The following is a 26,990-nucleotide window of genomic DNA, read 5'->3' on the forward strand; positions in this document are numbered from 1 at the left end:
AGAACTGGTCGGACTATTCGTCACCGGGGACGCCGTAGCTCGGCGCGTCGGACGGATTGAGGGCGCGGGTGACATAGGCATCGAGCTGGGGCTTATAGATCTCCCACAGCGTTGCCAGCTGCTCGATCGGACACGCTTCCGTCCAGTCGCAGCGCAGGTCGGCGACGGGCCAGGACACATCGCGGACCAGCTTCATGCCGGCGGAGCGGACAGGCCCCGCCTCGCCGCCGGCATGAAGCGCGGCGCGCATCGTGACGATCAGTCGGTCGCCGAGATGGCCTTCGGAGGCAAGGAAGGCGTCGACCATGGCACGCGGGATGCCGTCATTCGCGAGCAGGTTGCCTCCGCAGGCAACGTCCTCGCCGTGCGCCTCGGCCCAGATGCCGAGCGCTTTCGGCCCGGAGTGGATCGCGCTGACGCCTGCGGCGTCGACCGCCAGCACCTGACGGTATTCACTGAAGGCGGCCGTGCGCTTCAGGATCGCGACAGCCTCCGCGGCGGAGGCGCCGCGCGCCATCAATTCCAATGCCCGCGGCCCGAGTGTCGGGTCAGTGACGTTCTGGCTGGCGACCGCGCCGACGCCCGCCTGCGCATAGGCGCAACGCGCCGCGACCGCGGGAGACGACGACGACACCGCCACGCCGAACATGCCCGTGCGCCTGCAGCGCGCGACGATAGAAAAAGTCATGGCGCTTTAGTCCGGAATGACGGCGGTGCCGTCGATCTCGACCAGCCATTCCGGCCGCGCCAGCGCCGACACGACCAGCCCGGTCGAAACCGGATGTACGCCCTTGATGTATTCGCCCATCGTCCGGTAGACGGCTTCGCGGTGGCGGACGTCGGTGATGTAGACCACCACCTTCACCAGATGCTCCATCGTGCCGCCGCACTCCTCGATGAGCTGCTTGATGTTCTGCATGACCTTATGGGTCTGCTCGACCGGATCGTGGCTGTCGATGTTCTTGGCGGTGTCGAGATCCTGCGGGCACTGGCCGCGCAGATAAACGGTGCGGCCGCCGCGCGTGACGACCGCCTGGCAGAGATCGTTGTCGAGCTTCTGCTCGGGATAGGTGTCCTTGGTGTTGAATTTGCGAATTCGCGTGTGCGCCATCTTGGTCTCCATGAGGGATCGGCTCGCAGCGTTGGTCAGGCGTCCACGGTCTCGCGCGTCGTGGCGGCGTGGTAGGCCAGATATTTGCGCTGCGTCGAAATACGGTCGGCCACGTGCTTGGCATCGTGCCAGACGCCCCAGATGAAGCTCGAGCCTCTGCGCGACTGCCAGGGCAGACCCAGGAAATAGATTCCGGGCTCTGTCGAGACGCCGCGCTGATGCCTTGGTCGGCCCCTCTCGTCGAAAGCATCGACCTTCAGCCAGCTGTAATCGACGGCGAAGCCCGTCGCCCAAATGATCGTCGCTACCTCGGCTTCGGCAAGATCGAGCTTGAGGATCGGATTGGTCACGCATTCCGGGTCGGGATCGATTTTGCGAAGATCAGGTTCTTCCGGAAGGTCGAGACCATTGCGCTCGACATAGGCGTCGGCCTCGTCCAGCAGCGACATCAGGCTGGCATCGCCCCGGGCAATGTTCTTCGCAAGATCCGGCGCGAAACTCATCACGCCGTCCTGGTACGTCTTTGTCATGCCGACAAGCGTAAGCCCCTGGGCCGCCAGACGGCGGAAATCGATCGTTTCGCCGCCGCGCGCGCCGCTCACCGCGATCGTGACATGCTCCGTGCCAGGTCCCGGGGTTTCGAGATCCCACTTGCCGAGCACGCCCAGCCACCAGCAGAAGTCGCGCCCGCGATAGGCGCGCGGCGGCCGATCGTGCGGGCCGACCGAGAGATAGACGCGCCTGCCTGAGCGCTGCAGCTCATCGGCAATCTGCACGCCCGAGGATCCCGCCCCGACCACCAGCACCGCGCCCTTCGGCAATTGCGCCGGGTTGCGGTAGGCGCTGGAGTGGATTTGCAGGATGCCGGCATCGCCAGGAACGAGAGGCGGGATGACAGGGACCTGGAAAGGCCCGGTCGCGGCCACGACGCTGTTGGCTTCGATCACGCCATGCGAGGTCTCGACGCGAAATCCTGGACGGCCGACATTCCTCTGCACTAGTTTTACCTCCACGCCGCAGCGGATCGGCGCATTGATCTGCTTTGCGTAGGCGACGAAATAGTCGGCGACCTCCTCCTTGGAAGGAAAGCCGTCGGGACCCGTCACGGGAAACTCCATGCCCGGAAACCGGTCATGCCAGGCCGGGCCATTGGCGACCAGGGAGTCCCATCGCTGCGAGCGCCAGCGCTCGGCGATCCGGCCGCGCTCAAGCACAAGATGAGGCACCCCGCATTTGCTCAGATGCTCGCTCATCGCCACCCCGGCCTGGCCGCCGCCGACGACGAGCGTGTCTACCTTCTCAACCGACATGCTCGGTCCTCTTCTGACCATCCGACAGCTTCCGCCGCGTGGGATGAAAACGATCTCCGGCAGTTGGTGGATGCAGCCAGGCTGCGCCATCCCACCGCTCCTCTGCTGGCGCTCACAAGTAGCAGCACGTGCCGGCGGGCGCCCATAACGAATCTCCGAAGTCACGCGTAACCATTTCCGAATTTCTCGCACCGATAGACGCACCTAGAGTCCCGGCGGTCGGATCGACAGCGCTGCATGAGGTGGCGGGCGAAGCCGGACATGCGTCCGCGCGGAACTGGTTCCGGAACAAGGATACGCCTTCGCGGCGGCCGGTTCTGCCATGCCTCGAGCGCCGGCATTCTCGAGGGGCTGGGCATGAAAACCGAAAGCTTTGACTACATCGTCGTCGGCGCCGGCTCGGCCGGTTGCGTGGTCGCCAATCGGCTGAGCGCCGATCCGTCGGCCACAGTGTGCCTGATCGAGGCCGGCGGCAGCGACAACAGTCTGCGCGTCAAGGTGCCGGCGGGCATCCTCTCGCTCTACGGCAACCCGAACTACGACTATTGTTTCGTCGGCGTGCCGCAGCCCCACCTCAACAACCGCAGCATTCCGGTCAATCGCGGCAAGGCGCTGGGCGGATCGAGCTCGATCAATTCGATGGTCTATATTCGCGGCGCCGCCCAGGACTATGACGAGTGGGCCGAACTCGGCTGCGCCGGCTGGGCTTATGACGATGTGCTGCCGGTATTCAAGAAATTGGAGCGCAACCTGCTTGCCCAGGACCCGCGCTATCACGGCAGCGACGGCGAGCTTTTGGTCGACAATCCCCGTGATCCGAACGAGCTTTCCGCCATGTTCGTAAAAGCAGGCGCAAGCGCCGGTCTGCCTGCCAACACCGACTTCAATGCCGCAAGCCAGTTCGGCCTTGGGATATACAACGTCACGCAGGATCGTGGACAGCGCTTCAGCAGCTTCAGCGCCTTCATGCGCCCGGTGCTCGACCGCAAGAACCTGACGCTGCTCAGCCAATGCGAGGTGATCGACCTCGTCATCGCCGAGGGCCGCGCCACGGGAATGCGCGTGCGGCACGAGGGCCAGCAGAAGCAGCTCTCGGCCAACCGCGAGATCGTGCTGTCGGCCGGCGCCATCAACTCGCCCAAGATCCTGATGGCATCCGGCATCGGGTCGGCAGCCGAGCTCAAGCAGATCGGCATCGCGCCGATCCTCGACCTGCCGGGCGTCGGCAAGAACCTGCAGGACCATGTCGATGGCATGATCACCGTGCGGTCCAGAAGCACCAGGACGCTCGGCCTCTCACTCGCCAACCTGCCGCGCATGGCAGCGGCGCCCTTCCAGTATTTCGCCCGCCGCAAGGGCATGCTCACCACCAACTACGTCGAAGCCGGTGGCTTTGCGAAGACCAAGCACGCGAACGGCCTGCCCGACATTCAGTTCCATTTCGTGCCGGGCTATCGCAGCCATCGCGGCAGGCTGATCGAATACGGCCACGGCTACGCCATTCACACTTGCGTGCTCAGACCGAAAAGCGTGGGCGAGATCAGGTTGTCGCGCGACAATTCTCGCCGCGACGTCCTGATCGACCACCGCTTTTTCACGCATGAAGACGACGCCATGGTGCTGGTGGAGGGCATCAAGATCGCGCGCCGGATTTTTGCCTCGTCCGAGTTCGACGCGGTGCGCGGCCAGGAGATGCTGCCGGGCAAGGATGTCCGAACCGACGACGAGATCCTGGCCTATCTGCGCGCCGAGGCGCTGACCGTCTATCACCCGGTCGGAACCTGCAAGATGGGAACGGACGACATGGCCGTCGTCGATCCGGCGACACTCAAGGTGCGAGGCGTGGACGGACTCCGGGTCGCCGATGCCTCCGTCATGCCGAAGCTGATCGGCGGCAACACCAACGCGCCAAGCATGATGATCGGGCAAAAGGCTTCGGAGATGATCCTCGGCCCGGCGCGCAACGGCGAAAGGTAGAGGCCGTCTCACCCTTCAACATTGGGGCAGATCGGCGTTCAGCACTGCTGGACTGCCTCGACTTTTGCTCTTGGAAATTGCGCTCAGTGATCCTCGTCGATCTCGTCGTGCAGAAGGCCGAGGATACGGCGCTTGAGCGCGATGAAGTCGGGTTCGAGGATGACGTCCATCGAACGCGGCCGTGGGATGTCGACTTTGATCTCGGCCTTGATCTTGCCGGGCCTTGCCGTCATCACCAGAACGCGGTCGCCGAGCACCAGCGCCTCGTCGATATCATGAGTGACGAAGAGCACCGTCTTCTGCTGCCGCTCCCAGACGCGCAGAAGCAGCTTCTGCATGGTGCCGCGCGTCTGGCTGTCGAGCGCGCCGAACGGCTCGTCCATCAACAGGACAGCCGGGTCGTTGGCCAGGGCGCGCGCGATCGCCACGCGCTGCTTCATGCCGCCCGACAACTGGGCGGGGTAGTGGTCCGCAAAGGACGCGAGGCCGACCTCGTTGAGATACTGGTCGACGATCTGCTTGCGCTGCTCCGCAGGCAGCCCCTTGCGCTTCGGCCCGTATTCGATGTTGGCGCGCACCGTGAGCCACGGGAACAAGGTGTAGCTCTGGAAGACCATGCCCCTGTCGGCGCCGGGCTCGATCACTTCCCGGCCGTCGACCTTGATGCTGCCCGAGGTCGCGTCATTGAGGCCGGCGGCGAGGTAGAGCAGGCTGGATTTGCCGCATCCCGAAGGGCCGACGATGACGCAGAATTCGTTCTTGGCCACCTTCAGCGACACATCGTCCAGCGCCAGCACGCCATTGGCATCGCCATAGCGCAATGTCACGTCCTCGATGGCCATCGTGGTGCCGGCCGAACGCGGATCGCCGGCCGCATGGGCCGTGCCGGCCAAATTGTTCGCCTTGACGGTTTCGGTCATCACTACCCTTGATCCGGCTGCGTTTTGCGAGGATGCGTTCAAGATCAAGGTGCCCATGGCGCGACCCTTGCCCGGAGAATGCGGAATGCCGTGTCGGTGATCAGGCCCAGAAGCCCGATTGCGGCGATCGCCATGAAGATCACATCGACCTGGAAGCCGCGCATTGCCTTGAGGCTGATATAGCCGAGGCCGCTCGACGCGGCGACGAGCTCGGCAACGACTAGATAGGTCCAGGCCCAACCCATGGTGACGCGAAGCGTGTCGAGGATCGCCGGAAGCGCTGCGGGGAAAATGACGTGCCACACCGCTTCTGAGCGCTTGGTGCCCAAAGTGTAGGAGGCGTTGACCAGGTCCCTGGAGACGCTGCGCGCGCAGTCGGAGATCATCACCAGCTGCTGGAAAAACGTGCCGAAGAAGATGACCGCTATGCGCTGTTCGATGCCGATGCCGATCCAAAGGATGAACAGCGGCACGAAGGAGGTCACCGGCAGGTAGCGGATGAAGTTGACCAGCGGCTCCAGCGGCGCCTGCACCGCCCGGTAGGTGCCCATCCACAGTCCCAGCGGCACCGCGATCAGTGACGACACGATGAAGCCCAGGATGACCACCTTGGCGCTGGTCAGCGTGTGGTAGAAGAGGCTGCCGTCGAGCGACATGCGGTAGGCCGTCTCGAGCACGGTTCCGGGCGTCGGCAGGAACATGTTCGGCACGAGGCGGCCATAGGACAGCAAGGCCCAGCCGCCGATCACGACGACCCACATCGCCAAAGCGAGCGTGGTTGCCGTGCTGGCGGGGATATTGGCGAATGGAGTCGTCAGGCGCGTCCACGCCGTCCGCCTTTGTGCCATAGATGGCCTCCGTTGATTTCAGGCGTGAACCTCGGGCGTTCGAGAAACAGGATCGGTCCGGACGAGCCGATCCCGGCCATCTCGGCGGCCTACTGTTCCTTGATGAAATCGGTGTCGAGGATGGTTTTCGAGTCGATCGTCATCTTGAGCTTGCCGGCCTTGCCCCAGACGTCCTGCGCGAAGTTCACCAGGTCGGCCGCTTCGCTCTTCTGCGGCGTGCCGAAGAATTCCAGGTTGCGGGCGCGGTCGTAGTAGCGCACGCCCTTGGCGCCGGCCGCGAAATCCTCAGGCTTCTCGAGATAGCCGCCAATGCCCTTGGCCATGATCTCATAGGCCTTGTCCGGGTTGGTCTTGATGTATTCGACCGCCTCGTAATAGCCCTTGACGAGGGCCTTCACGTCCTCGGGGTGCTTCTCGATCAGGTCGCATTTGAGCGCGATCACATCGACGATCAGGCCGGGCGTGGTCGTGGAGTCGATCAGCACCTTGCCCTTGCCGCCCTTGCGGACTTCGGTGAGGTGCGGCTCCCAGGTCACGGCGGCGGGAACCTGTCCGGCGATGAAGGCCGTCGCGGCGTCATCGGCGGTCATGTTGGTGACGCTGACATCGTCCTCGGTCATGCCTTCCTTTTTCAGGAGCACATTGAACCAGAATTCGGAAACGGAGCCCTCGTTCAGGGCGACGGGCTGGCCCTTCAGATCCTTGAGCGACTTGACGTCGGTCTGCGTGACGACGCCGTCGCCGCCATGGCTGTCGTCGAGCGCCACGACATATTTGAAGCAGAGCTCGTCGGAGCGGTATTTCATGAGCTCGTCGACGGTGGAGGCAGCGCCGTCGAGATCGCCGCCGGCAACCGCCGCCATGTAAAGCGCCGATTCTTCGATGACCTTCAGGTCGACATCGACGCCGGCCTCCTTGAAATAGCCGAGGTCGCGGGCGAGAAACAGTGGCCCATAACCCACCCAGGTGGTCATGCCGAGGCGAATGGCGCCGGCATTGGCGGGAGCGGCAAGCCCCAGGCTGAGCAGGCCTGCGCTGACCGCCGTCATCAGGCAATTGCGGAATGTCTTCATTGTCGTGGTTCCCCATGGCTGTTGCCGGCATCGGCCCCTTTCAAGCGGCCTATGCCAGGCGGCGTTTTGCGGCCGCTCTCTTGTTATGCGTCGCCTCCCGGGCGCGCCTTATGTGTTCTAGACCTGCAAAAGAGCATCCGGGCCGGATCGCCAAAAGAAGTCTTTTTCTGTCCTTTGCTTCGCCGAAACCGAAGCAGCGGCGATCTTGGCTCACTTGTAAAGCGAAGCAGCGAAGGAGCCTGGCCGACAGGCCGACATCATGACTGGAAGCTTTTGAGATGGATCAGCGACTTTCCAAGCGTCGCGGGTCTTGAGATGCCGATTGATTCCCTTGAGACGCCGACGCAGGCTTTTCGAGCAGCAATGTATTTTTTGCCGGTCATCTGTTCAACAAGATATCCCCTGCTGACGCTGGAGGCCTGGAACAAAACCATCGCCGTCAACCTGACCAGCGTGATGCTCAGCGTGCGCGCCTTCCGCCCGACAATGCGCGATGGCGGCGCGATCGTGCTCTTGATGCCACTCGCCGATGCCTACACGGCCTCCAAGGCCGCGCTGGTGGCGCTCACGCGCTTGTGGTCGGTCGACTATGGCGTTTCGGCATCCGGGCAAACTGCATCTGCCCGGGGCCGACCGCCGCGGAAATGATGTCCGGCGTCATGGAGGCCTTATCGACCAACCAGCAACTGCAATTACCGCAGCAACGCATGGCCCGCCCGGAGCAAGTGGCGAACCTGATCGTGTTCCTGGTCTCGCCGGAAGCGTCTTACATTTCCGGCGCCATCATCCCGGTCGATGGCGGCGCAGCCGCCCATAGTCCCGGCATGCCTTTCCCTAAGCACCGTGACAATAAGTAAATGCCAACACTCAACCGCGGCATTCGCAAAAGCCCGACGTTTTCCAGGTGCGTCAATCGTTCGGCCTGCTTTTGGGCAGGGCTGAGATGCCCGTGTACGTCAGAACAGGCGCAAAGCTGCCGTTCCGTAGAAGATAAATGCGGTCGGCGAGTGGCAGATCAGCTTCTTGAATCAACTTTGGCGAACTGCTTCCTAGCCCCTTGGCGAATAACGATTTTGTTAGTCGCCGAGGCCGTCGTTTCCTACAGGAAATCAATACGTTAGCGGCTGGTTCGCCACCCCATTTCCTTCGTATTCTCTCGTATGGTCTGGCGAACCTTAGACGATGAACGAGATTAATGCTGGCTAGGGATATCGATTAGCGGAGAGCCAAGAATTCTCCTGGTCAATGGCCGAAAGGGGCCGCAAGCGGGCTGGCGGGTTATGGCGTTGTCCATGTTTGGACGTTCAGATTGCAAAAGCTAAAACCTTCCAAGTCGAACATCAACCTACCCGAGAGTTTGGCTCGCCAGAGCATAGGTCTTCGGCATAACCGGGCCACCTGCAGCAAAATCGCTGATGCGTTTGCCCATCGACATAGTGAGCACCGTATCGAAAACTGGCATTCCAGCGTGCGACAGAAAGGCGGCGAACTCGCCACTGTCCATGTGGGTGTCGACCCGAAGGAAAGTCCCCGAATGGTCGGCCACGTGCGGCCGGACGATCGCCACAGCGTCGGCGTCGCTTTCGGCCACGACCGGCCCCACGACATGGCCCCGCCCGAACGGCCGGCAAAGCGCGAAAGCGGTCAGCTTGTTTCCGTCGAAAAGCCCGTAACCGAGCGAATGCGCGAAGAGCTTTTCAATAAGCGCTGTCCGCCTCACGCCAAACGCCGCCGCGTCGAGGGCGACCGCTGCCGGAATATCGCTTGCGTCCAAAGTCCGGACGTCGCCGCGCTCCTCCGTGGGGCTACCTGCCGTTGGGACGCGGGCGCTGCCCTGGCATTGATAGACAGTCTTCTCCGGATGGAAGTCGAGCGAGAGATAGAGCCGCCGTGCGGCGCGGGTTGCATTGAGGCGAAGGTCGCGCCCGGGAATGTTGTCGAAAACCCGCTTCATCAGCCAGTGCGCGGCCCCGAGCGTCTGAAGCCGTGGCGAGGTGATGACCATGCCGACGGTCGCGAAGCTGGCGCCATGCCCAAACCACATCGCGGATCCCAGAACCCGGCCGATCTCATCGAGAGCCACCAAGCCTTGTCCCGTTTCGCGCAGGAATTGCCAGTCTTCTGCCCGATGCGGCCAGCCCACTGACAGCGAGAGCGCATGCAATCGGTCCAGTTCAACCCCTTCGATGTCGGCGATCCGCACCGAGAAGGCATCGATTTTCAAGCTTTCGGACGGCTTCAATTCCTTGCCTCTGAAAGATTGCGTAACGGGCGACATACAACGTCCCTGCCCTGCCAACGCTAAACAACCAGACCGATACGATTTGCTCGAATGACGCGTGCCAACGCAAGATTCAACTGAAACACTTCCGCTTTCGGCACGCAATCGCGAAGGAAAGCGCCCATCCTCTGCGGCAATTCTGGAGGTATGGCCGTCGGCCCTGAACCCGGCGAACCCAAAACGCCTTGAGGCTGAAATGGACGTCTTCGACATCCTCGACCGTCTCGTCGCCTTTCCATCGATCGCCGGCAAGGCGAACGGCGATATTGCAGGCTGGATAGAGGCTTATCTCGCAGAACAGGGCGCGAAGGTCGCCGTGCTCCCCGGGCCGGAAGGCGACCGTTCCAATCTTTTCGCCACGATCGGTCCCGCCGATGTTCCGGGCTATATCCTATCCGGCCATATGGACGTCGTCCCCGCTTGCGAGCCGCAATGGAGCTCGTCCCCTTTCGCACTGCGTCGGGACGGTGACCGGCTCTACGGACGCGGCACGACTGACATGAAGGGATTCTTGGCCGCCGCTCTTGCGGCCGCGCCCATGCTCGTGGGACTGCGCCTCGCCCGGCCGATCCATCTCGCCTTCTCCTATGATGAGGAGATCGGGTGCCGCGGCGTGCCGCACCTGATCGCCCGCCTTTCCGAGTTTTGCGCCAAGCCGCTCGGCGTCATCGTCGGCGAGCCGAGCGGCATGCGCGCCGTGCGCGGCCACAAGGGCAAGGCGGCCGCCCGCGTGACCATAAGGGGGCGCTCAGGCCATTCCTCTCGCCCCGATCTAGGCCTCAATGCCATCCATGCCATGGCCGATGTCCTGGGCACGGTCGTGAGCGAAGCCGGAGGGCTGACGCACGGCCCGTTCGATGCGGCCTTTGAGCCACCCTATTCCTCGCTGCAGGCCGGCGTGATCGCCGGCGGCCAGTCGGTCAACATCATCCCCGATACCTGCACGCTGGATCTGGAGGCGCGCGCCGTACCCGGCATCGATCCGGCCGGCCTGCTCGCGCCGGTGAAGGCGCGGACGGAGGCCTGTGAGACTGACGGTTTTCGCGTCGAGTGGACGCCGGTCAGCGCCTATCCGGCGCTGTCGCTGCCGCAGGACGCGCCGCTGGCGGCGCTGTTGCAAGAGCTGACCGGCCAGACGCCGCTCGCCGCCGTCAGCTACGGCACCGAGGCCGGGCTGTACCAGGCCGCGGGGCTGGACGCGATCATCTGCGGCCCCGGCGACATCGGCCGCGCCCACAAGCCGGATGAATACATCTTCGCCAGCGAACTCACCGCCTGCCGGCAGATGATCGACGCGCTGGGCGCGCGTTGCGTGGGCTGAAGGAGCAGCCGGAATGACCTTCCTGTTCAACTCCGATGCGCAGCGCGGTGCGATTTTCGCCGATGTCTTCGCCAGGCAATTCCCCGAACTGCCCTTCGCGATGAACCCGGCGACGGTCGATCCCGACGCCGTGCGCTATCTGATCACCTGGACCGTTCCGCAGGACCTCTCCCGCTACAGCAATCTCGAGATCCTGTTTTCCATCGGCGCCGGCGTCGACCAGTTCCGCTTCGATGCAGTGCCTGCGAAGTTGAAAATCGTGCGCATGATCGAGGAAGGCATCGTGCGCATGATGCAGGAATATGTGACGCTCGCCGTGCTCGCTCTCCACCGCAACCTGCCGACCTATCTGTCACAGCAGCGCGCCGGACAGTGGCGCGACATCCCGCAACCCCAGGCAGCATTGCGCCGGATCGGCGTGCTCGGCCTGGGCCAACTCGGCCAAGCCGTCCTCGACCGGCTGAAACCCTTCGGCTTCCCGCTCGCCGGCTGGAGCCGCTCGCCACGGCAGATCGAGGGCGTGGCCTGTCATCATGGCGAGCTCGGATTGGAGCAAATGGTGGCAACCAGCGACATACTGGTCTGCCTGCTGCCGCTGACCGAGGAAACGCGTGGGTTCCTCAATGCTGGTCTGTTCGCGAAATTGCCCGAGGGCGCGGCTCTCATCCACACTGGGCGCGGCCCGCAGCTCGACCAAGAAGCGCTTGTCGCCGCGCTCGATAGCGGCCATCTGTCGTCGGCGATGATCGACGTGACCAATCCCGAACCGCTGCCGGCGGGACATCCGTTCTGGTCGCATCCGAAGATCATCCTGACTCCGCACATAGCCAGCGTCACCCAACCCGCGACCGCCGCGCAGGCCGTAATCGACAACATCAGGCGCCACCGCGCCGGTCTCGATCCCATCGGGCTCGTCGACCGGTCGCGCGGTTATTGAAATTCAACTGGAAAGGCCATCCTTTGTCCCTGCTCAAGTCCATCGATATCAACCCAAGCTTTTCGCCCCGCGAATCGAACGCGTTGCCAGAGCGGCTGATTGCCGGCGACCCCGCCTTCAAAACCTGGGCTCAGGACGTCGCCAAGGACGACCTTGTCCATACCGGCGTCTGGGAGGCTACGCCCGGCGAAACGCGCTCGATCAAGGGGGAGACTTTCGAGTTCTGCCATATCCTCGCCGGCGTGGTCGAAATCACGCCCGACGCCGGCGAAAAGGTGACCTACCGGGCCGGCGACAGCTTCGTCATGAAGCCGGGCTTCACCGGTGTCTGGAAGACCATCGAGACCGTGCGCAAAATCTACGTCACGGTGGGCTAGCGAGCGTCTGCACAGGCCACGACCTCCGCGGAAGATTTTGCCGTCTCTTGTCCCCGGCACGCAACATTCGTCGGCGGCGGATCACCGAACAGCGCATGCTGCGTGCCGGCACGGGCTAGGCTCAGGCCAATCCTGCCAAGTGGGTTGCCCATGAGCCTGAGCTTCAATCCCGATACAATCGCCCATCCCGTCGGCCACTTCATCGATGGGGAGCTGGTTTCGGCCGAGGGAGCGATGGAGATGCGCCGTCCGTCCGATGGCAAATCCTATGCCGCCTGCCCCGTGGCCGGTGTGGATTTGGTCGACCGGGCGGTGGAAAGCGCGAAGGCCGCGCTGAAAGCCAGCAACTGGGGCGGCGTCCGCCCGCGCGAGCGCACCAAGGCGCTCCACGCCTGGGCCGATCTGATGGAGGCGGAGGCCCAAACGCTCGCCCGAATCGAGGCCCTGAGCTCGACCCGGCCCGTGGGCCAGCTCGTCGCCGGCGACATCGCCGTCACCGCCGAGCAGATCCGCTTCTTTGCCGAGTTCGCCGACAAGGAAGGCAGCGAGCTGGTGCCGACCGACGACGCCAGTCTCGGCATGATCATGAGCGTGCCCTATGGCGTGGTCGGTGCGATCACGCCGTGGAATTTTCCGATCTCGATGGCCGGATGGAAACTCGGCCCGGCGCTGGCCGCGGGCAATGCAGTCGTGCTGAAGCCGTCGGAAATGACGCCCTTCTCGGCTATCTACATGGCAGAGCTTGCGGTCAGGGCCGGCCTGCCGTCGGGGCTGATCAACGTGGTGCTCGGCGACGGCCCGACGACCGGCACGGCGCTCACCGGTCATCCCGAGATCGCCAAGGTCAGCTTCACCGGTTCGACCCGCGCCGGCTCAGCCATCATGGAGAACGTCGCCCGCACCGGTGTCAAGCCGATGACGCTGGAGCTCGGTGGCAAGAGCCCGCAGATCGTCTTTGCCGATGCCGATCTCGACAAAGCGGCGACTGCAATCGCCGGCAGCGTCACTTTCAATGCCGGCCAGGCCTGCGTGGCCGGCACGCGCCTGATCGTCGAGAAGAGCGTGGCCGACCGGCTGACGGCCTCGATCCTGGAAAAGATGAAGGCCGTGCGGCCCGGTCCGACCTGGGAGGAGACGACGCAATATTCGCCGATCATCTCGCACGGGCAGCGGGCGCGCGTTGATGGCATCGTGCGAGCCGCTGTCTCCGCCGGCGGCGAATGCCTGATCGGTGGCGGGGCCATGGAAGCTCCCGGCTATTTTTACGAACCGACGCTGATTGCCAATGTCAGTCAGGGCAATCCGGCGATCGTCGAGGAGATCTTCGGCCCGGTCCTGACCGTCCAGACCTTCGACAGCGAGGAGGAGGCGCTGGCGCTGTCCAGCCATCCGACCTACGGGCTGGCCTCCGGCCTGTTCACCGCCGACCTGTCGCGCACGATCCGTTTCGCGCGCAGGCTCGAGGCGGGCACCGTCTGGGTCAACCGCTACAGCCGCTCGCGCGACCACATCCTGCCGACCGGCGGCTACAAGCGCTCCGGGATTGGCAAGGACCTTGGCCGCGAAGCCTACCTCGCCAATCGCAGGACCAAGAGCGTCCTGATCACCCTGTGAAGAGATGTCGATGAAAACCTACTCTATTGCCCTGATCCCCGGTGACGGCATCGGCCCCGACGTCATTGCCGCTGCCTGGGCGGTGTTGGAAACGGTAGCCAAGCAGGGAGGCTTTTGCCTTGCAGGCACGGAGTTCCCCTGGTCCTGCCGCTTCTTCAAGGAGACCGGCCGCATGATGCCGGAGGACGGAATCGACACCTTGCGCGGCTTCGATGCCATCCTTCTCGGCGCCGTCGGCTGGCCGGCGGAGGTGGCGGATTCCGTCTCGCTGCACGGCCTGCTGCTGCCGATCCGCAAGGCCTTCGTGCAATACGCCAATATCCGGCCGCACCGCCTGCTGCCGGGCGTCAGAGGTCCGCTGCGGGCCGAGAGCTTCGACATCCTCTGCATCCGCGAAAACACCGAAGGCGAATATTCCGGCGCCGGCGGGCGCGTGCATCAGGGCACACTGGACGAGGTCGCTGTGGAGACCTCGATCTTCACCCGGGCCGGCGTCGAGCGCATCCTGCGCTTCGGCTTCGAGCAGGCGCGGTCGCGGCACGGCAAACTCGCCTCCGTCACCAAGTCCAATGCGCAGAAATACTCGATGGTGTTCTGGGACGAGATCACCCGCAAGCTGGCGGCGGAATATCCTGATGTCGCCGTCACCAGCTATCATGTCGACGCGCTCGCCGCGCGCATGATCATGGCGCCGGAAAGTCTCGACGTGGTCGTCGCTTCCAATCTCTTCGGCGACATCCTGACGGATATCGGCGCGGCCATCCAGGGCGGGCTCGGCTACGCGGCTTCCGCCAACATCAACCCCGACCGCTCGGCGCCGTCGATGTTCGAGCCAGTGCACGGCTCCGCGCCCGACATCGCCCATCTCGGCATCGCCAATCCGATCGCCACCATCTGGTCCGGCGCCATGATGCTCGATCACCTTGGCGAGAAGGATGCGGCCGGCCGCGTCATGAAGGCGCTCGAGGCGACAACAGCGCAAGGCATTGGCACCGCCCCTGGCAAGGACAGCACGGAAGCCATCACAGCCGCCGTCGTCGCGGCGCTCACCTGATTTGCGAGGTCGTATTGATGAAGAACCTGAATGACAAAAGTCTCTTCCGCGAGGCCGGCCTCATCGGCGGGAGATGGGTCGCGGCAGGTTCCGGCAGGACGGTCGATGTGATTGATCCTGCGACACAGCTATCGGTCGGCACAGTGCCCGACATGGCTGGTCCGGAGACCCGCACGGCCATACAGGCCGCGGCTTCCGTCTATCAGGATTGGAAAAAGAAGACGCACGCCGAACGCGCCGCCCTGCTGGAGGCCTGGCATGGCCTGATGCTCAAGCACCTGGACGATCTTGCGCTGATCCTGACGACCGAACAGGGCAAGCCGCTGGACGAGGCCAGGGGCGAGATCCGCTACGGCGCCTCCTTCGTCAAATGGTTCGCCGAGGAGGCGCGCCGCATCAACGGCCACACCATTCCCGCGCCCACGGCCGACCGTCGCATCATCGTGCTGAAAGAGCCGGTTGGCGTTTGCGGCATCATCACGCCGTGGAATTTTCCCAATGCAATGATCACCCGCAAAGTCGCGCCGGCGTTGGCCGCCGGCTGCACCGTGGTCATCAAGCCGTCCGAGTTCACGCCCTATTCGGCACTGGCGCTGGGCGTGCTCGCTGAACGGGCGGGCATTCCGGCCGGCGTCGTCAACATCGTCACGGGCATGCCGGCCGAGATCGGCAACGAGATCATGGCGAACGAGACCGTGCGCAAGATTTCCTTCACCGGTTCGACTCGCGTGGGTTCGCTGCTGATGCGCGGGGCGGCCGACAGCGTCAAGCGGCTCAGCCTCGAGCTCGGCGGCAACGCGCCCTTCATCGTCTTCGATGACGCCGATCTCGACCTCGCCGTCGAAGGCGCGCTCGCCTCGAAATTCCGCAATGGCGGCCAGACCTGTGTCTGCGCCAACCGCATCCTCGTTCAGACCGCAGTCTATGAAGACTTCGCCGCCAAGCTCAGCGCCCGCGTCAATGCGTTGACGGTGGGACCGGGCACGCAGCCCGGCGTCGCGATCGGACCGATGATCAACATGGCGGCGGTCGAGAAGATCAATCGGCACGTCGAGGACGCGCTCGCCAAGGGCGCGACGATCGTCACCGAGAAGCCGGTGCTGCCGGAGGGCCCTCAGTATGTCGCGCCACTCGTGCTGGCCGGCGCCACGGCTGAGATGCAGCTCGCCGGCGAGGAGACTTTCGGTCCGGTCGCACCGCTTTTCCGTTTCGAGACGGAAGAGGACGCGATCGCACTGGCCAACGGCACGCCCTATGGGCTTGCTTCCTATTTCTACACCGAGAATCTGAAGCGCGCCTGGCGCGTCGGCGAGGCGCTGGAGTTCGGCATGGTGGGTCTCAACACCGGCTCGGTCTCGATGGAGATAGCCCCCTTCGGCGGCGTCAAGCAGTCCGGCCTCGGGCGCGAGGGCGCGCAGGCCGGCATCGAGGAATATTTGGAGATGAAGAGCTTCCACATAGGCGGGCTGGGCTAAACCCCAGCCCGATCACTGGATCCGGTCGAGCGCCTTGTAGTAGAGACCGACCATGGGCAGGAACCAAGGCTTGCCAGAATAGCCGGGAATGGCAGGCCACTCGACCCCCTTCACCGGATTGCGGTCCTCGCGGCCGAGCATGGCATCGGCCATGATCATGCCGAGATGGGTGGAGAGCTGCGCGCCGTGGCCGGAATAGCCCATCGCGTACCAGACCCCGTCATGGTAGCCGGCCCGCGGGAACCGGTCCTTGGTCATGTCGACCAGCCCGCCCCAGCAATAGTCGATCTCGACGTTCGCGAGCTGCGGGAAGATCGCCGCGAGGCTTGCCCGCAATATCTGTCCGCTCCTGGCATCGGAGCGCTGGTCCGATGTTGCCGAGAAGCGGGCGCGGCCGCCAAAGATCAGGCGCTTGTCCGGCGAAAGTCGGAAGTAGTTGCCGATGTTCATCGAGGTCACGCATGTCCGGTTGCCCGGCATGGTCACGGCGATCTCGGCGTCGCTCAGCGGCCGCGTGGCGATGATGAAGCTGCCGACGGAGATAAGCCTGCGGCGGAAATAGCCGAAATTCGATGTCGTGTAGGCGCCCGTGGCCAGCAGCACATTGTCGGCGCTGATGCGTCCGCGGGAGGTGGTCAGCTGATGCCGCGTACCGGACTGCCTGTGATCCGTCACCGCAGCATTCTCGTGGATAACGGCGCCATGGCGAACCGCGGCTGTCGCCAGCCCAGCCACATAGCGGCCCATATGCATCATGGCGCTTTTCTTCGAGAGCATTGCGCCATGGAAGGGCGAGCCGATCTCGGATTTGAGTTCGGCCGGCGACAGCAGCGCCGTATCCGGGTCCACTTCCGCATGGACGGCTTCGAAGTTGCGGGCGATCGCTTCGAAATGCTGCGGCTTGGAGGCGAGCTTCAGCTTGCCGGCGCGCCGGAAGTTACAATCGATTCCTTCCTCGGCGGCCAGCGCCTCGATGGTGTCGACGGACTCGTCCAGCGCCCGGTAGAGGGCTATCGCGCGTTCCTTGCCAAGCTCCGCCTTGGCCGAAAGGTAGCTGTGGGCGAGACCGTTGTTCAGGTGCCCGCCATTGCGTCCGGATGCGCCCCAGCCCACCCGCTCCGCTTCCAGCACGGCCACCTTGACGCCGGCCTTCGCCAGCTGGCGGGCGGCGGCGAGACCGGTGAAGCCGCCGCCGATGATCGCCGCATCATAGTGCCCCTCGACCGGGCCTTGCGCCCCGCCGGAAAAGACCGGGGCGGTGTCGTGCCAGTAGGAGACGAACTTCATCGGTAACCCGCCTGTTTCAGAGCCCGACCACACCCGGCAGCCCGGAAATATCGGATATCTCCACGTAGCCGTAATAGGGATTGGCCGGCTCGTGGCCGCGGTTGACCCAAACCTTGTTCTTGATGCCGAGATCATGGGCCGACATCAGGTCGTAGCGGAAGGAAGACGAACAGTGAAGGATGTCTTCTGGACCGCAGCCAAGCCTGTCGAGCATGTATTCGAAGGCCTTGAAGCGAGGCTTGTAAGCCTGTGCCTGCTCGGCCGTGTAGACGGCATGGAACGGTGCGCCGAGCTTTTCGACGTTGGACATGATCTGCGCGTTCATGGCGTTGGAGAGGATGACCAGCGGAATTTCCTTGGCGACCTTGGCAAGGCCGGCCGGAACGTCGGCGTGCGGCCCCCAGGTCGGCACGCGCTCATAGACCATTTTGGCGTCATCGGGGCTGAAGCCGACGCCATTGCGTTTGCAGGCGCGTTCCAGCGCATTGTGGATGACCTCGGCATAGGGCTTCCAGTCGCCCAGGATCTCATCTAGCCGGTACGCCGCGAAGTTCTTGATGAACTCCTGCATGCGCGGCTCGTCAAGCCGGCTGCCATAAAGATCGCGTGCCGCCTCCGCCATCTGGAAAAAAGTCAACGTGCCGTAGCAGTCGAAGGTGATGTATTTGGGCCTGAAGGAAGCCATGTCCGTCGATCTCCGGTGGAAACGCGCCCCGCTTTGGGATTTCGTCATCATATGCGGGCGGGCGGCCGGTCACTTGACCGAAATCGGCCCCGCGAAAGCAGAAAGTTGCGTATCCGCCGGCCGGTTTGGCACGCTGTAGCATCTTGCGGTCGGTCGAGAGGGTCGTCCGCGGCTTCCCGAGTTTCTGCCCGCGGCCCCGCGCCAGCACAAGATGCGGCGCACCCCCTGCGCAAAGGCGGATGATACTGCCGAAGTCGAAACCTTCAGACGATCTGCGGCGCACCGATGACCGAGACTTGGGGCCAGATGGAAAGGTGCCTCATGCAGCAAGGCGAGATCGAACTCCAGGACTTTGGGCCGGATCATATCGAGGGCGCAGTCGCGCTTTCTCGCCAGGAGAACTGGCCGCATCGCCCGCAGGACTGGCAGATGGCGCTGCAACTCTCCAGCGGCGCGGTCGCGCTCGACGACCAGGGCCGGGTCACCGGGACAATCCTGGTAACGCCCTACGGCGCCGATTGCGCCATGATCAACATGGTGATCGTCGACAGGAACGCGCGGGGCAAAGGACTCGGGCGCCGGCTCATGGAACAGGCCTTCGCCCTTGCCGGCGACCGGCCACTGCGACTTGTCGCGACAACCGACGGCATGCCCCTTTATGAGAAGCTGGGCTTTATGCCCTCGGGCACGATTCTTCAGCACCAAGGCCAGGTGGCAGCGCTTGAGGCTCCCGAGGGTGTGGAAGCCGCGAGCACCCACGATCTGCTGGAAATCAAGGCTCTGGACCGTGACGCCTACGGCGCCGACCGTGAAGCTTTGATCGATGCGCTGGCCGAGCGGGGTGAATTCGCAGTCATCCGCCGCAAAGGCATCATCGCGGCCTATGCCGCAATCCGCCCATTCGGACGCGGCGAGGTGATTGGCCCCGTCATTGCGGGCAGCGCCGCGGACGCCAAAGGGCTGATTAGCTTCTTCGCCGCGTCGCGCCCCGGCGCCTTCCTGCGCGTGGATACCGACAGCCGCACCGGCCTCGCGGGCTGGCTGACCGAAATCGGCCTCGCCCATGTCGGCGGCGGAGTCGCCATGGACCGTCCTGCCAGGGCGGATGCGGCAACGGTTAGGCCGAAAGTTTACGCCCTCGCCAACCAGGCGCTCGGATAGTCCGGAGGACAACAATGCTCGCCAATTCCCTGATCGAACTCGACCGCGCCCACCTCGTCCACCCGGTCTCCTCCTATCGCGGCCACGAGGCGCTCGGCGTGCGGGTGCTGAAATCGGCGAAGGGCGCTACCGTGACCGACGCGTCCGGCAAGCAACTCGTCGATGGCTTCGCCGGGCTGTGGTGCGTGAATGCAGGCTATGGTCATGACAGCATCGTCGAGGCGGCGGCCCGGCAGATGCGCGAGTTGCCCTACGCCACCGCCTATTTCGATCTCGGCTCGGAGCCCGCCATCCGGCTCGCCTCGGAGTTGGCGGACCGCGCGCCCGGCGATCTCAACCACGTCTATTTCACGCTCGGGGGATCGGACGCGGTCGACAGCACAATCCGGTTCGTCCGCTATTACTGGAATGCCAGAGGCGAGCCTCAACGCGACCAGTTCATTTCCATTGAGCAGGGTTATCACGGATCGTCGGTGGTCGGCGCAGGCCTGACCGCCCTGCCCGCCTTTCATGCCGGTTTCGGCATTCCGTTCGAATGGCAGCACAAGATCCCCTCGCCCTATCCCTATCGCAATCCGGTAGGCGAGGATGGTAGCGCGATCATCGCCGCATCGCTTGCGGCGCTGAAGGGCAGGATCGAGGAGATCGGGCCGGAGCGGGTCGCCGCCTTCTATGCCGAGCCGATCCAGGGCTCGGGCGGCGTCATCGTCCCGCCGAAGGGTTGGATCAAGGCCATGCGCGAGCTCTGTCGTGAGCACGGCATCCTGTTCATCGCCGACGAGGTGATCACTGGTTTCGGCCGCACCGGCCCCCTGTTTGCGTGCACGGAGGAGGATATCGTCCCCGACTTCATGACGACCGCGAAGGGCCTGACCTCGGGCTATGTCCCAATGGGCGCCGTGTTCATGGCTGATCATGTCTACAACGTCATCGCCGATGGCGCGGGTGCTTCTGCGGTCGGCCACGGCTACACCTATTCCGCCCATCCGGTCAGCGCCGCCGTCGCGCTCGAGGTGTTGAAGCTCTATGAGGAAGGCCTTCTGGAGAACGGCGCCAGGGCCGGCGCCCGTCTGATGGCGGGGCTATCAGGGTTGAGCGACCATCCATTGGTCGGCGACGTGCGCGGTCGCGGCATGCTTGCCGCGATCGAGTTGGTGGTCGACAAAAAGAAGAAAACGCCGCTTCCAGCCTCGGCCATGCCGGCGCGGCGCGTCTTCGATCGGGCGTGGGACAATGGCCTGATCATCCGCGCCTTCGCGCACGGTGTTCTCGGCTATGCCCCTCCGCTCTGCTGCACGGACAGCGACATCGATGCCATTATCGAGCGCACGCGCCGAACGCTGGACCAGACGCTGGATGATGTCGATGTCCGCCGAGCCCTTGCATGAAGGCGACGCATTTTTCGTATCTCGAAATATCGCTGGGGTGGACGATTTCGCAATTTTGTGCCGCTACCTCGCGCCTTTTCGGCGAATCCAGCGCAGGGGAAGTGCCAGACTGCTTTTTAAGACAAGGCCAGAAAGCCCGCATTTCCGGGCTTTTGAAAAAGGCCGACGCCCCGGACAGCACGGAATATTGTTCTGTTCAGCATGAGTAATTCGGCCGCGCGCAGAGGAGAGCCAGTCTTGGCCAGGGGCTTTAACGAGTTCAAGTACATGACCTTCGACGTGGTCGGTACGCTGATCGACTTCGAAGGCGGCATCACGACCTGCCTGGCCGAGATCGCCGCGGAGGCCGGTGCTTCCGTCGACGGCGAAGAAGCGCTCGCCCTTTACCGGCAAGCCCGCTACATGCCCGATGCGTACCTTTTCCCCGACGATCTCGCGCGTGTCTACATGGTCGTCGCGCCGCGGCTCGGCCTGCCGGCCGAGGAGAAATACGGCGCCCGGCTCCGGGATTCGGCGAGCGGCTGGCAAGGCTTTTCCGACAGCAGGGCGGCGCTGGCCGAGCTTGCGAAGTCCCATAAGCTGATTGCCATGACCAATGCCCGGCGCTGGGCTCTCGACCATTTCGAGAAGCAGCTTGGATCGCCCTTCTTCGCTACCTTCACCGCCGACGATACCGGCACCGAGAAACCGGACCCTGCCTTCTTCCAGAAGGTCCTCGACTTCGTGGCGTCCCGCGGCGACAGCAAGGACGACATCCTGCACGTTGCACAAAGCCAGTATCACGACATCGGCATATCCCGGGCGCTCGGCATGACCAACTGTTGGATCGAGCGCCGCCACGCCCAGAAGGGCTATGGCGGCACGATAGAGCCCAAGCACTTCACCGTGCCCGACTACCACTTCACCTCAATGGCCGACTTTGCGGCGGCCGTGCGGGAAAGCCTGAAGGAACGAACCTGAGCTCAAGACCCGGAAAGCCGCAGCAAGACGCGCATCCCGGCCAAACAACAGAAAGGGGAATGACATGAGCGACAAGATCACCAACTGGACCGGAGCAGACGATGCGATGGTCGAAAACGCCATCCGGCGAGGCGCGAGCCGCCGTGAACTCCTCAAAATGCTGCTGGCAGGCGGCGCCGCCTTTGCCGCGGGAAGCGCTGTGCTCGGCCGAGCCACCAATGCCGTCGCCGCCACGCCAGTCTCAGGCGGCCACCTCAAGGCTGCCGGCTGGTCGTCCTCGACGGCCGATACGCTCGATCCGGCCAAGGCGTCGCTCTCCACCGACTATGTCCGCTGCTGCTCGCTCTATAACCGCCTGACCTTCCTCGACAAGGATGGCAAGACGCAGATGGAGCTGGCCGAAAGCATCGACAGCAAGGACGCCAAGACCTGGACGGTGAAGCTGCGCAAGGGCGTCACGTTCCATGACGGCAAGGACCTCACCGCCGACGACGTCGTCTTCTCGCTGAAGCGTCACCTCGACAAGGCAGTCGGCTCCAAGGTCGCCAAGATCGCCGCGCAGATGACGGGCTTCAAGTCTGTCGACAAGTCGACCGTCGAAATCACGCTCGCCGACCCGAACGCCGACCTCCCGACCATCCTGGCGCTCCATCACTTCATGATCGTAAGGGACGGCACCACCGACTTTTCCAAAGGCAACGGCACGGGCGCTTTCGTGCTGGAGACCTTCGAGCCGGGCGTGCGCTCGGTGGTCACCAAGAACAAGAACTACTGGAAGTCGGGCAAGCCTTATCTCGATTCCTTCGAGTTCATCGCCATCAGCGACGACAGCGCGCGCGTCAACGCGCTTCTGTCGGGCGATGTCGGCTTCGCCGCCTCGATCAATCCGCGCGCGATGAAGCTCATCAGCGGCCAGCAGGGTTTCGAATTGTCGAAGACGACCTCGGGCAACTACACCGACCTCAACATTCGGCTCGATATGGACCCCGGCAGCAAGGCCGACTTCGTGGCCGGCATGAAATATCTCGTCAACCGCGAGCAGATCGTCAAATCGGCATTGCGCGGCCTTGGAGAGATCGGCAACGACCAGCCGGTCTCGCCGGCCAACATCTTCCACAATGCCGACCTCAAGCCGAAGGCTTTCGATCCGGACAAGGCGAAGTTCCACTTCCAGAAGGCAGGCGTGCTCGGCCAGTCCATCCCGGTGATTGCCTCCGACGCTGCCACCTCCTCGATCGACATGGCCGTGATCATCCAGGCGGCCGGGGCGGATATCGGCATGAAGCTCGATGTCCAGCGCGTCCCCTCCGACGGGTACTGGGACAATTACTGGCTCAAGGCGCCGGTCCATTTCGGCAATATCAATCCGCGCCCGACCCCGGACATCCTGTTTTCGCTGCTATACGCATCGAATGCGCCCTGGAACGAAAGCCAGTACAAGTCGGAGAAGTTCGACAAGATGCTTGTCGAGGCGCGCGGCTCCCTCGACCAGGCCAAGCGCAAGGAGATCTACGACCAGATGCAGACCATGGTGTCCGAGGAGGCGGGAACCATCATCCCGGCCTATATCTCGAACGTCGATGCCCTCTCCAGCAAGGTGAAGGGTTTGGAAGCGAACCCGCTTGGTGGCATGATGGGCTACGCAATGGCCGAGTATCTCTGGCTCGAAGCCTGAGAGGCGCCTGCCGGGGGCCGGTCAGCCGGCCTCCGGCACCGCGTCGAGCAATATTTCGGCCGAACGCAACCGCAGGAGCGCTTCCATGACGTCTGGGGTTTTGAACCTCGTGGTGAAGCGGCTGGGGATCGCGGTCGTCACCCTTCTGATCGTGCTGTTCGCCGTGTTTTTCGCCACCAGCATGCTGCCTGGCGACACCGCGTCCATGCTGCTCGGCCAGGCGGCGACACCGGAAGCGGTCGCCGGCCTGCGCGAGGCCATGCACCTCAACGATCCGGCGATCCTGCGCTTCCTGCGCTGGCTTCTCGGCCTGCTGCATGGCGACCTCGGCACGTCCTATGCCAACAACATGCCGGTGGCAGTGCTGATCGGCGGCCGTCTGGTCAACACCATGAAGCTCGCCGCCATCACAACGCTCTTGTCCGTGCCGCTGGCGCTGACGCTCGGCATCACCGCCGCGATGCTGCGCGGCTCGCTCTATGACCGCGCCGTTACCGTGCTTTCGATCGGCGTGATCTCGGTGCCGGAGTTCATGGTCGCGACGCTGGCGGTCCTGCTCTTCGCGGTCTATCTCAAATGGCTGCCGGCGTTGTCTTCCGTCAACGAGGCGCATTCGCTGACCGACTTGGTGCGCATCTATGCGATGCCGGTGATCACGCTCACCTTCGTCATCTCCGCCCAGATGGTACGCATGACGCGGGCCGCGGTGATCGAAACGCTCTCCACGCCCTACGCCGAGATGGCGCTTCTCAAGGGCGCTTCGCGCGGCCGCATGGTGCTGAGGCACGCGCTTCCCAATGCGCTCGGCCCGATCGTCAACGCGGTTGCGTTGTCGCTGTCCTATCTGGTTGGCGGCGTCATCATCGTTGAGACAATCTTCAACTATCCCGGCATCGCCAAGCTGATGGTCGATGCCGTCGCGACGCGCGACCTGCCGCTGATCCAGAGCTGCGCGATGATCTTCTGCCTCGGCTATCTGCTGCTCATCACGGCCGCGGACATCGTGGCCATCATGTCCAATCCGAGGCTGAGATGACGATGGCCCGCGCTGCAGCCTCCCGACGATCTCTGCTCGGCCACAGCTACAATCTTGTCGGCGTCGTGGCTTCGCTGGTTATCCTGGCGTGGACGCTGATCGCCATCTTCGCGCCCTACATCATCCCGCATCCGATCGGCGACATCGTCGATGACGACTATTTCGGCCCGATGCGCCAAGGCCTGTGGCTGGGCTCGGACTATCTCGGCCGCGACATGCTCTCGCGGGTGCTGATGGGCGCGCGCTACACCGTGGGCATATCGCTTGCCGCCGTCTTCATCGCCTGCTTTTCAGGTGTCGTGCTCGGCATGGTCGCGGCCGTCACCGGCGGGTGGTTCGACACCTGCCTCAGCCGCTTCCTCGACGCCATGAACTCCATCCCCAGCAAGCTATTCGGGCTCGTCGTCGTTGCCGCGGTCGGCTCGTCGATCCCGGTGCTGATCCTGACGCTCGCGGTGATCTATATCCCTGGCGCCTACCGTTTTGCCCGCGCGCTTGCCGTCAACATCAACACCATGGACTTCATGACCGTCGCCCGCGTGCGCGGCGAAAGCACCGCCTACCTCATCGGCTCGGAGGTCCTTCCCAACATTATCCGCCCGGTGCTCGCCGATTTCGGCCTGCGCTTCGTCTTCATCGTGCTCCTGCTTTCCGGCCTGTCCTTTCTCGGGCTCGGGCTGCAACCGCCTCTGGCCGACTGGGGCGCGCTGGTGCGTGAGAACATCGGCGGCCTGCCGTTCGCGGCGCCGGCAGTCATCGTACCTTCGCTGGCGATCGCCAGCCTCACCATCAGCGTCAACCTGCTGATCGACAACCTGCCGCAGAAGATCAGGGACAGGGACGCATGACCAATCTCGTCGAGGTGAGGAACCTGAGGATCGAGGCGAAGACCGATTCCGGACGGATCGTCGAAATCATCAAGGGCATCAGCCTCGACATTGCCGACGGCGAGATCGTCGCGCTGATCGGCGAGAGCGGCTCCGGCAAGACGACGGTGGCGCTCTCGCTCATGGGGCACACACGCCCCGGCTGCCGGATAACCGGCGGCGAGATCAATGTGAACGGCAAGAACATGGCCGCACTTTCCGAAAAGCAGCGAGCCAAGCTGCGGGGCACCGACATTGCCTATGTTCCACAAAGTGCCGCGGCCTCGTTCAATCCCTCGGCGACCATCATGGAGCAGGTGATCGAGGTTACGCGCATCCACAGGCTGATGCCTCTCGAGAAGGCGCGAAAGCGCGCTGTCGAGCTGTTCAGGGCCTTGTCGTTGCCGGATCCGGAAGGGATCGGCGCCCGCTATCCGCACCAGGTTTCCGGCGGCCAGTTGCAGCGGCTATCGGCGGCCATGGCGCTTATCGGCGATCCCAAGCTGGTCATCTTCGACGAGCCGACGACGGCCCTCGATGTGACGACGCAGATCGACGTGCTGAAGGCGTTCAAGTCGGTGATGCGGGCTGGCGGGATAGCAGGCGTGTATGTTTCCCACGATCTCGCCGTCGTCGCCCAGATCGCCGACCACATCGTGGTGCTGAAGGGCGGCGAAGTGCAGGAGACCGGCAGCACGCCTCAGATTCTTTCGGCCGCGCAGCATCCTTACACGCGTGAACTGCTGGCTGCCTTCGAGCCGAAGCCGCGGCAAGCGCATGCGGACGCAGATGCCGGCGCGAAGCCGTTGCTGCGCATCGACAATGTGACGGCCGGCTATGGCGCTTTGCGGGACGATGGACTGCCGCTTATCCGGGCCGTCGATACCGTCAGCCTGGTCGTCGAGAAAGGGCGCAATCTCGGCGTCATCGGAGAATCCGGCTGCGGAAAATCGACGCTCGCGCGCGTCATCGCCGGCATCCATCCGGCGGCGGCCGGCGACATCGTCTTCGAAGGCAAGCAACTGGAGCGCGCCGCAAGCAAACGCAGCCAGGACCAGTTGCGCGAGATGCAGATCGTTTTCCAGTATGCCGATACCGCGCTCAATCCGGCCAAGCCGGTGGAGGACATCATCTCCCGCCCGCTGGCCTTCTATCACCGGCTGAACCGGCAGGCGCGCTCGAAGCGCGTCGACGAACTGCTCGACATGGTCCGCCTACCGAGAGCACTGCGCTATCGTCGTCCGTCGGAACTTTCGGGCGGCCAGAAGCAGCGGGTGAACTTTGCGCGTGCCTTGGCGGCCGGACCCAAGCTCATCATCTGCGATGAAATCACCTCGGCGCTCGACACGGTCGTGGCAGCGGCGGTGATCGAACTGCTCAAGGAGCTGCAGCGCGAGCTTGGCCTTTCCTATATCTTCATCAGCCACGACCTCTCCGTCGTCGAGGCAATCTGCGACGAGATCATGGTGATGTACAATGGCGAGCGGGTGGAGCAGATCACGCCCGACAAGCTGAAGGCGCCCACCCACCCCTATTCGAAGCTTCTGTTCTCCTCCGTGCCGAAGCTCGATCCGACCTGGCTCGACGGGCTCGTCCGAGACCCCGAGCTGGTCAGTCAGTACGGCCACCGCTAA

Annotated in this window: 24 protein-coding genes and 1 pseudogene; 16 read left to right on the forward strand and 9 right to left on the reverse strand. The window is 63.8% G+C overall.

Translation table 11 applies throughout. The features are described 5' to 3' along the window. Positions 1–13: 13 nt before the first annotated feature. From LB526_RS01630 to LB526_RS01640, 3 genes are read right to left on the reverse strand one after another with little or no spacing between them, the layout of a single operon-like run. Positions 14–688 (reverse strand): DUF1028 domain-containing protein, encoded by a 675-nt coding sequence (locus tag LB526_RS01630; RefSeq protein WP_224523307.1) that lies wholly within the window; start codon positions 686–688, stop codon positions 14–16. A gap of 6 nt (positions 689–694) precedes the next feature. Beyond that, the gene (locus LB526_RS01635) at positions 695–1,111 is read right to left on the reverse strand and encodes a RidA family protein (protein WP_224523308.1); all 417 of its coding nucleotides are present in this window, start codon (positions 1,109–1,111) and stop codon (positions 695–697) included. A 35-nt stretch (positions 1,112–1,146) separates the two neighbouring features. Next, on the reverse strand, positions 1,147–2,421 hold the full coding sequence (locus LB526_RS01640; RefSeq protein ID WP_224600503.1) for a flavin-containing monooxygenase: 1,275 nt from the start codon (positions 2,419–2,421) through the stop codon (positions 1,147–1,149). A 357-nt stretch (positions 2,422–2,778) separates the two neighbouring features. Here LB526_RS01640 and LB526_RS01645 point away from each other — a divergent pair, with 357 nt between their 5' ends. Beyond that, positions 2,779–4,398, forward strand: coding sequence for a GMC family oxidoreductase (locus tag LB526_RS01645; protein WP_224543051.1), 1,620 nt, complete (start codon positions 2,779–2,781; stop codon positions 4,396–4,398). A gap of 83 nt (positions 4,399–4,481) precedes the next feature. Here the strand turns inward: LB526_RS01645 and LB526_RS01650 are convergent, their stop codons facing one another. The 3 genes from LB526_RS01650 to LB526_RS01660 all read right to left on the reverse strand — a co-directional run bounded on the left by LB526_RS01650 (position 4,482) and on the right by LB526_RS01660 (position 7,239). After that, complete coding sequence (locus tag LB526_RS01650) at positions 4,482–5,240, reverse strand: ABC transporter ATP-binding protein (RefSeq protein ID WP_210239545.1); 759 nt, start codon at positions 5,238–5,240, stop codon at positions 4,482–4,484. 122 nt (positions 5,241–5,362) lie between these two features. Continuing rightward, a complete protein-coding gene (locus tag LB526_RS01655; RefSeq protein WP_224543052.1) occupies positions 5,363–6,166 on the reverse strand; it encodes an ABC transporter permease in 804 nt (267 codons plus the stop codon). A gap of 89 nt (positions 6,167–6,255) precedes the next feature. Continuing rightward, the gene (locus LB526_RS01660) at positions 6,256–7,239 is read right to left on the reverse strand and encodes an ABC transporter substrate-binding protein (RefSeq protein ID WP_224543053.1); all 984 of its coding nucleotides are present in this window, start codon (positions 7,237–7,239) and stop codon (positions 6,256–6,258) included. A 363-nt stretch (positions 7,240–7,602) separates the two neighbouring features. On the opposite strand from LB526_RS01660, the pseudogene LB526_RS01665 reads away from it, so the two are divergent. Then, a pseudogene (locus LB526_RS01665) lies at positions 7,603–8,096 on the forward strand (SDR family oxidoreductase). Between the two features lie 488 nt (positions 8,097–8,584). On the opposite strand, the gene LB526_RS01670 reads toward LB526_RS01665, so the two are convergent. Further along, entirely contained in the window at positions 8,585–9,517 is a 933-nt protein-coding gene (locus tag LB526_RS01670) for a GNAT family N-acetyltransferase (RefSeq protein WP_224625819.1), read from the reverse strand. A gap of 199 nt (positions 9,518–9,716) precedes the next feature. Between LB526_RS01670 and argE the strand changes: the two genes are divergently transcribed. From argE to LB526_RS01700, 6 genes are all read left to right on the forward strand, one after another. After that, positions 9,717–10,841: an acetylornithine deacetylase gene (gene argE / locus LB526_RS01675; RefSeq protein WP_224625820.1), complete on the forward strand. Its 1,125-nt coding sequence runs from the start codon at positions 9,717–9,719 to the stop codon at positions 10,839–10,841. Between the two features lie 13 nt (positions 10,842–10,854). After that, complete coding sequence (locus tag LB526_RS01680; RefSeq protein WP_224625821.1) at positions 10,855–11,778, forward strand: 2-hydroxyacid dehydrogenase; 924 nt, start codon at positions 10,855–10,857, stop codon at positions 11,776–11,778. Positions 11,779–11,801: 23 nt separating this feature from the next. Next, positions 11,802–12,155, forward strand: a complete 354-nt coding sequence (locus tag LB526_RS01685) for a cupin domain-containing protein (RefSeq protein WP_224523324.1) — start codon at positions 11,802–11,804, stop codon at positions 12,153–12,155. A 150-nt stretch (positions 12,156–12,305) separates the two neighbouring features. Then, on the forward strand, positions 12,306–13,769 hold the full coding sequence (locus LB526_RS01690) for an aldehyde dehydrogenase family protein (protein ID WP_224625822.1): 1,464 nt from the start codon (positions 12,306–12,308) through the stop codon (positions 13,767–13,769). Positions 13,770–13,779: 10 nt separating this feature from the next. Next, entirely contained in the window at positions 13,780–14,823 is a 1,044-nt protein-coding gene (locus LB526_RS01695) for a tartrate dehydrogenase (protein ID WP_224523326.1), read from the forward strand. Positions 14,824–14,840: 17 nt separating this feature from the next. After that, positions 14,841–16,298, forward strand: a complete 1,458-nt coding sequence (locus LB526_RS01700; protein WP_224523327.1) for an NAD-dependent succinate-semialdehyde dehydrogenase — start codon at positions 14,841–14,843, stop codon at positions 16,296–16,298. A 12-nt stretch (positions 16,299–16,310) separates the two neighbouring features. Here LB526_RS01700 and LB526_RS01705 read toward each other — a convergent pair whose 3' ends face one another. Both LB526_RS01705 and LB526_RS01710 read right to left on the reverse strand, forming a co-directional pair. After that, positions 16,311–17,585, reverse strand: coding sequence for an NAD(P)/FAD-dependent oxidoreductase (locus LB526_RS01705; RefSeq protein WP_224625823.1), 1,275 nt, complete (start codon positions 17,583–17,585; stop codon positions 16,311–16,313). Between the two features lie 16 nt (positions 17,586–17,601). Continuing rightward, the gene (locus tag LB526_RS01710; RefSeq protein ID WP_224523329.1) at positions 17,602–18,270 is read right to left on the reverse strand and encodes a haloacid dehalogenase type II; all 669 of its coding nucleotides are present in this window, start codon (positions 18,268–18,270) and stop codon (positions 17,602–17,604) included. A 321-nt stretch (positions 18,271–18,591) separates the two neighbouring features. On the opposite strand from LB526_RS01710, the gene LB526_RS01715 reads away from it, so the two are divergent. From LB526_RS01715 to LB526_RS01750, 8 genes are all read left to right on the forward strand, one after another. Beyond that, entirely contained in the window at positions 18,592–19,431 is an 840-nt protein-coding gene (locus tag LB526_RS01715) for a GNAT family N-acetyltransferase (protein WP_224523330.1), read from the forward strand. Between the two features lie 14 nt (positions 19,432–19,445). Beyond that, complete coding sequence (locus LB526_RS01720) at positions 19,446–20,819, forward strand: aspartate aminotransferase family protein (protein WP_224625824.1); 1,374 nt, start codon at positions 19,446–19,448, stop codon at positions 20,817–20,819. Beyond that, entirely contained in the window at positions 20,816–21,028 is a 213-nt protein-coding gene (locus tag LB526_RS01725; RefSeq protein WP_224625825.1) for a hypothetical protein, read from the forward strand. The genes LB526_RS01720 and LB526_RS01725 overlap by 4 nt, the downstream gene beginning before the upstream one ends. Continuing rightward, the gene (locus tag LB526_RS01730; protein ID WP_411966959.1) at positions 21,021–21,779 is read left to right on the forward strand and encodes an HAD-IA family hydrolase; all 759 of its coding nucleotides are present in this window, start codon (positions 21,021–21,023) and stop codon (positions 21,777–21,779) included. The genes LB526_RS01725 and LB526_RS01730 overlap by 8 nt, the downstream gene beginning before the upstream one ends. Before the next feature lie 64 nt (positions 21,780–21,843). Continuing rightward, positions 21,844–23,454, forward strand: coding sequence for an ABC transporter substrate-binding protein (locus tag LB526_RS01735; protein WP_224543067.1), 1,611 nt, complete (start codon positions 21,844–21,846; stop codon positions 23,452–23,454). Positions 23,455–23,539: 85 nt separating this feature from the next. Further along, positions 23,540–24,490, forward strand: a complete 951-nt coding sequence (locus LB526_RS01740; RefSeq protein ID WP_224543068.1) for an ABC transporter permease — start codon at positions 23,540–23,542, stop codon at positions 24,488–24,490. Further along, positions 24,487–25,338, forward strand: a complete 852-nt coding sequence (locus LB526_RS01745) for an ABC transporter permease (protein ID WP_140841411.1) — start codon at positions 24,487–24,489, stop codon at positions 25,336–25,338. Before LB526_RS01740 ends, LB526_RS01745 begins: the two co-directional genes overlap by 4 nt. Continuing rightward, positions 25,335–26,990 (forward strand): ABC transporter ATP-binding protein, encoded by a 1,656-nt coding sequence (locus LB526_RS01750; protein WP_224543069.1) that lies wholly within the window; start codon positions 25,335–25,337, stop codon positions 26,988–26,990. Before LB526_RS01745 ends, LB526_RS01750 begins: the two co-directional genes overlap by 4 nt.

The sequence above is a fragment of the Mesorhizobium sp. CA6 genome, assembly GCF_020165035.1.
In the GTDB taxonomy this organism is placed as follows: Bacteria; Pseudomonadota; Alphaproteobacteria; order Rhizobiales; family Rhizobiaceae; genus Mesorhizobium.

Excerpts from the sequence above, each read along its gene's own strand:
- LB526_RS01630 (WP_224523307.1), bottom strand. The coding sequence starts at position 688 with ATGACTTTTTCTATCGTCGCGCGCTGCAGGCGCACGGGCATGTTCGGC.
- LB526_RS01635 (WP_224523308.1), bottom strand. The coding sequence starts at position 1,111 with ATGGCGCACACGCGAATTCGCAAATTCAACACCAAGGACACCTATCCC.
- LB526_RS01640 (WP_224600503.1), bottom strand. The coding sequence starts at position 2,421 with ATGTCGGTTGAGAAGGTAGACACGCTCGTCGTCGGCGGCGGCCAGGCC.
- LB526_RS01645 (WP_224543051.1), top strand. The coding sequence starts at position 2,779 with ATGAAAACCGAAAGCTTTGACTACATCGTCGTCGGCGCCGGCTCGGCC.
- LB526_RS01650 (WP_210239545.1), bottom strand. The coding sequence starts at position 5,240 with ATGGCCATCGAGGACGTGACATTGCGCTATGGCGATGCCAATGGCGTG.
- LB526_RS01655 (WP_224543052.1), bottom strand. The coding sequence starts at position 6,166 with ATGGCACAAAGGCGGACGGCGTGGACGCGCCTGACGACTCCATTCGCC.
- LB526_RS01660 (WP_224543053.1), bottom strand. The coding sequence starts at position 7,239 with ATGAAGACATTCCGCAATTGCCTGATGACGGCGGTCAGCGCAGGCCTG.
- LB526_RS01670 (WP_224625819.1), bottom strand. The coding sequence starts at position 9,517 with ATGTCGCCCGTTACGCAATCTTTCAGAGGCAAGGAATTGAAGCCGTCC.
- argE (WP_224625820.1), top strand. The coding sequence starts at position 9,717 with ATGGACGTCTTCGACATCCTCGACCGTCTCGTCGCCTTTCCATCGATC.
- LB526_RS01680 (WP_224625821.1), top strand. The coding sequence starts at position 10,855 with ATGACCTTCCTGTTCAACTCCGATGCGCAGCGCGGTGCGATTTTCGCC.
- LB526_RS01690 (WP_224625822.1), top strand. The coding sequence starts at position 12,306 with ATGAGCCTGAGCTTCAATCCCGATACAATCGCCCATCCCGTCGGCCAC.
- LB526_RS01695 (WP_224523326.1), top strand. The coding sequence starts at position 13,780 with ATGAAAACCTACTCTATTGCCCTGATCCCCGGTGACGGCATCGGCCCC.
- LB526_RS01700 (WP_224523327.1), top strand. The coding sequence starts at position 14,841 with ATGAAGAACCTGAATGACAAAAGTCTCTTCCGCGAGGCCGGCCTCATC.
- LB526_RS01705 (WP_224625823.1), bottom strand. The coding sequence starts at position 17,585 with ATGAAGTTCGTCTCCTACTGGCACGACACCGCCCCGGTCTTTTCCGGC.
- LB526_RS01710 (WP_224523329.1), bottom strand. The coding sequence starts at position 18,270 with ATGGCTTCCTTCAGGCCCAAATACATCACCTTCGACTGCTACGGCACG.
- LB526_RS01715 (WP_224523330.1), top strand. The coding sequence starts at position 18,592 with ATGCAGCAAGGCGAGATCGAACTCCAGGACTTTGGGCCGGATCATATC.
- LB526_RS01720 (WP_224625824.1), top strand. The coding sequence starts at position 19,446 with ATGCTCGCCAATTCCCTGATCGAACTCGACCGCGCCCACCTCGTCCAC.
- LB526_RS01725 (WP_224625825.1), top strand. The coding sequence starts at position 20,816 with ATGAAGGCGACGCATTTTTCGTATCTCGAAATATCGCTGGGGTGGACG.
- LB526_RS01730 (WP_411966959.1), top strand. The coding sequence starts at position 21,021 with ATGAGTAATTCGGCCGCGCGCAGAGGAGAGCCAGTCTTGGCCAGGGGC.
- LB526_RS01735 (WP_224543067.1), top strand. The coding sequence starts at position 21,844 with ATGAGCGACAAGATCACCAACTGGACCGGAGCAGACGATGCGATGGTC.
- LB526_RS01740 (WP_224543068.1), top strand. The coding sequence starts at position 23,540 with ATGACGTCTGGGGTTTTGAACCTCGTGGTGAAGCGGCTGGGGATCGCG.
- LB526_RS01745 (WP_140841411.1), top strand. The coding sequence starts at position 24,487 with ATGACGATGGCCCGCGCTGCAGCCTCCCGACGATCTCTGCTCGGCCAC.
- LB526_RS01750 (WP_224543069.1), top strand. The coding sequence starts at position 25,335 with ATGACCAATCTCGTCGAGGTGAGGAACCTGAGGATCGAGGCGAAGACC.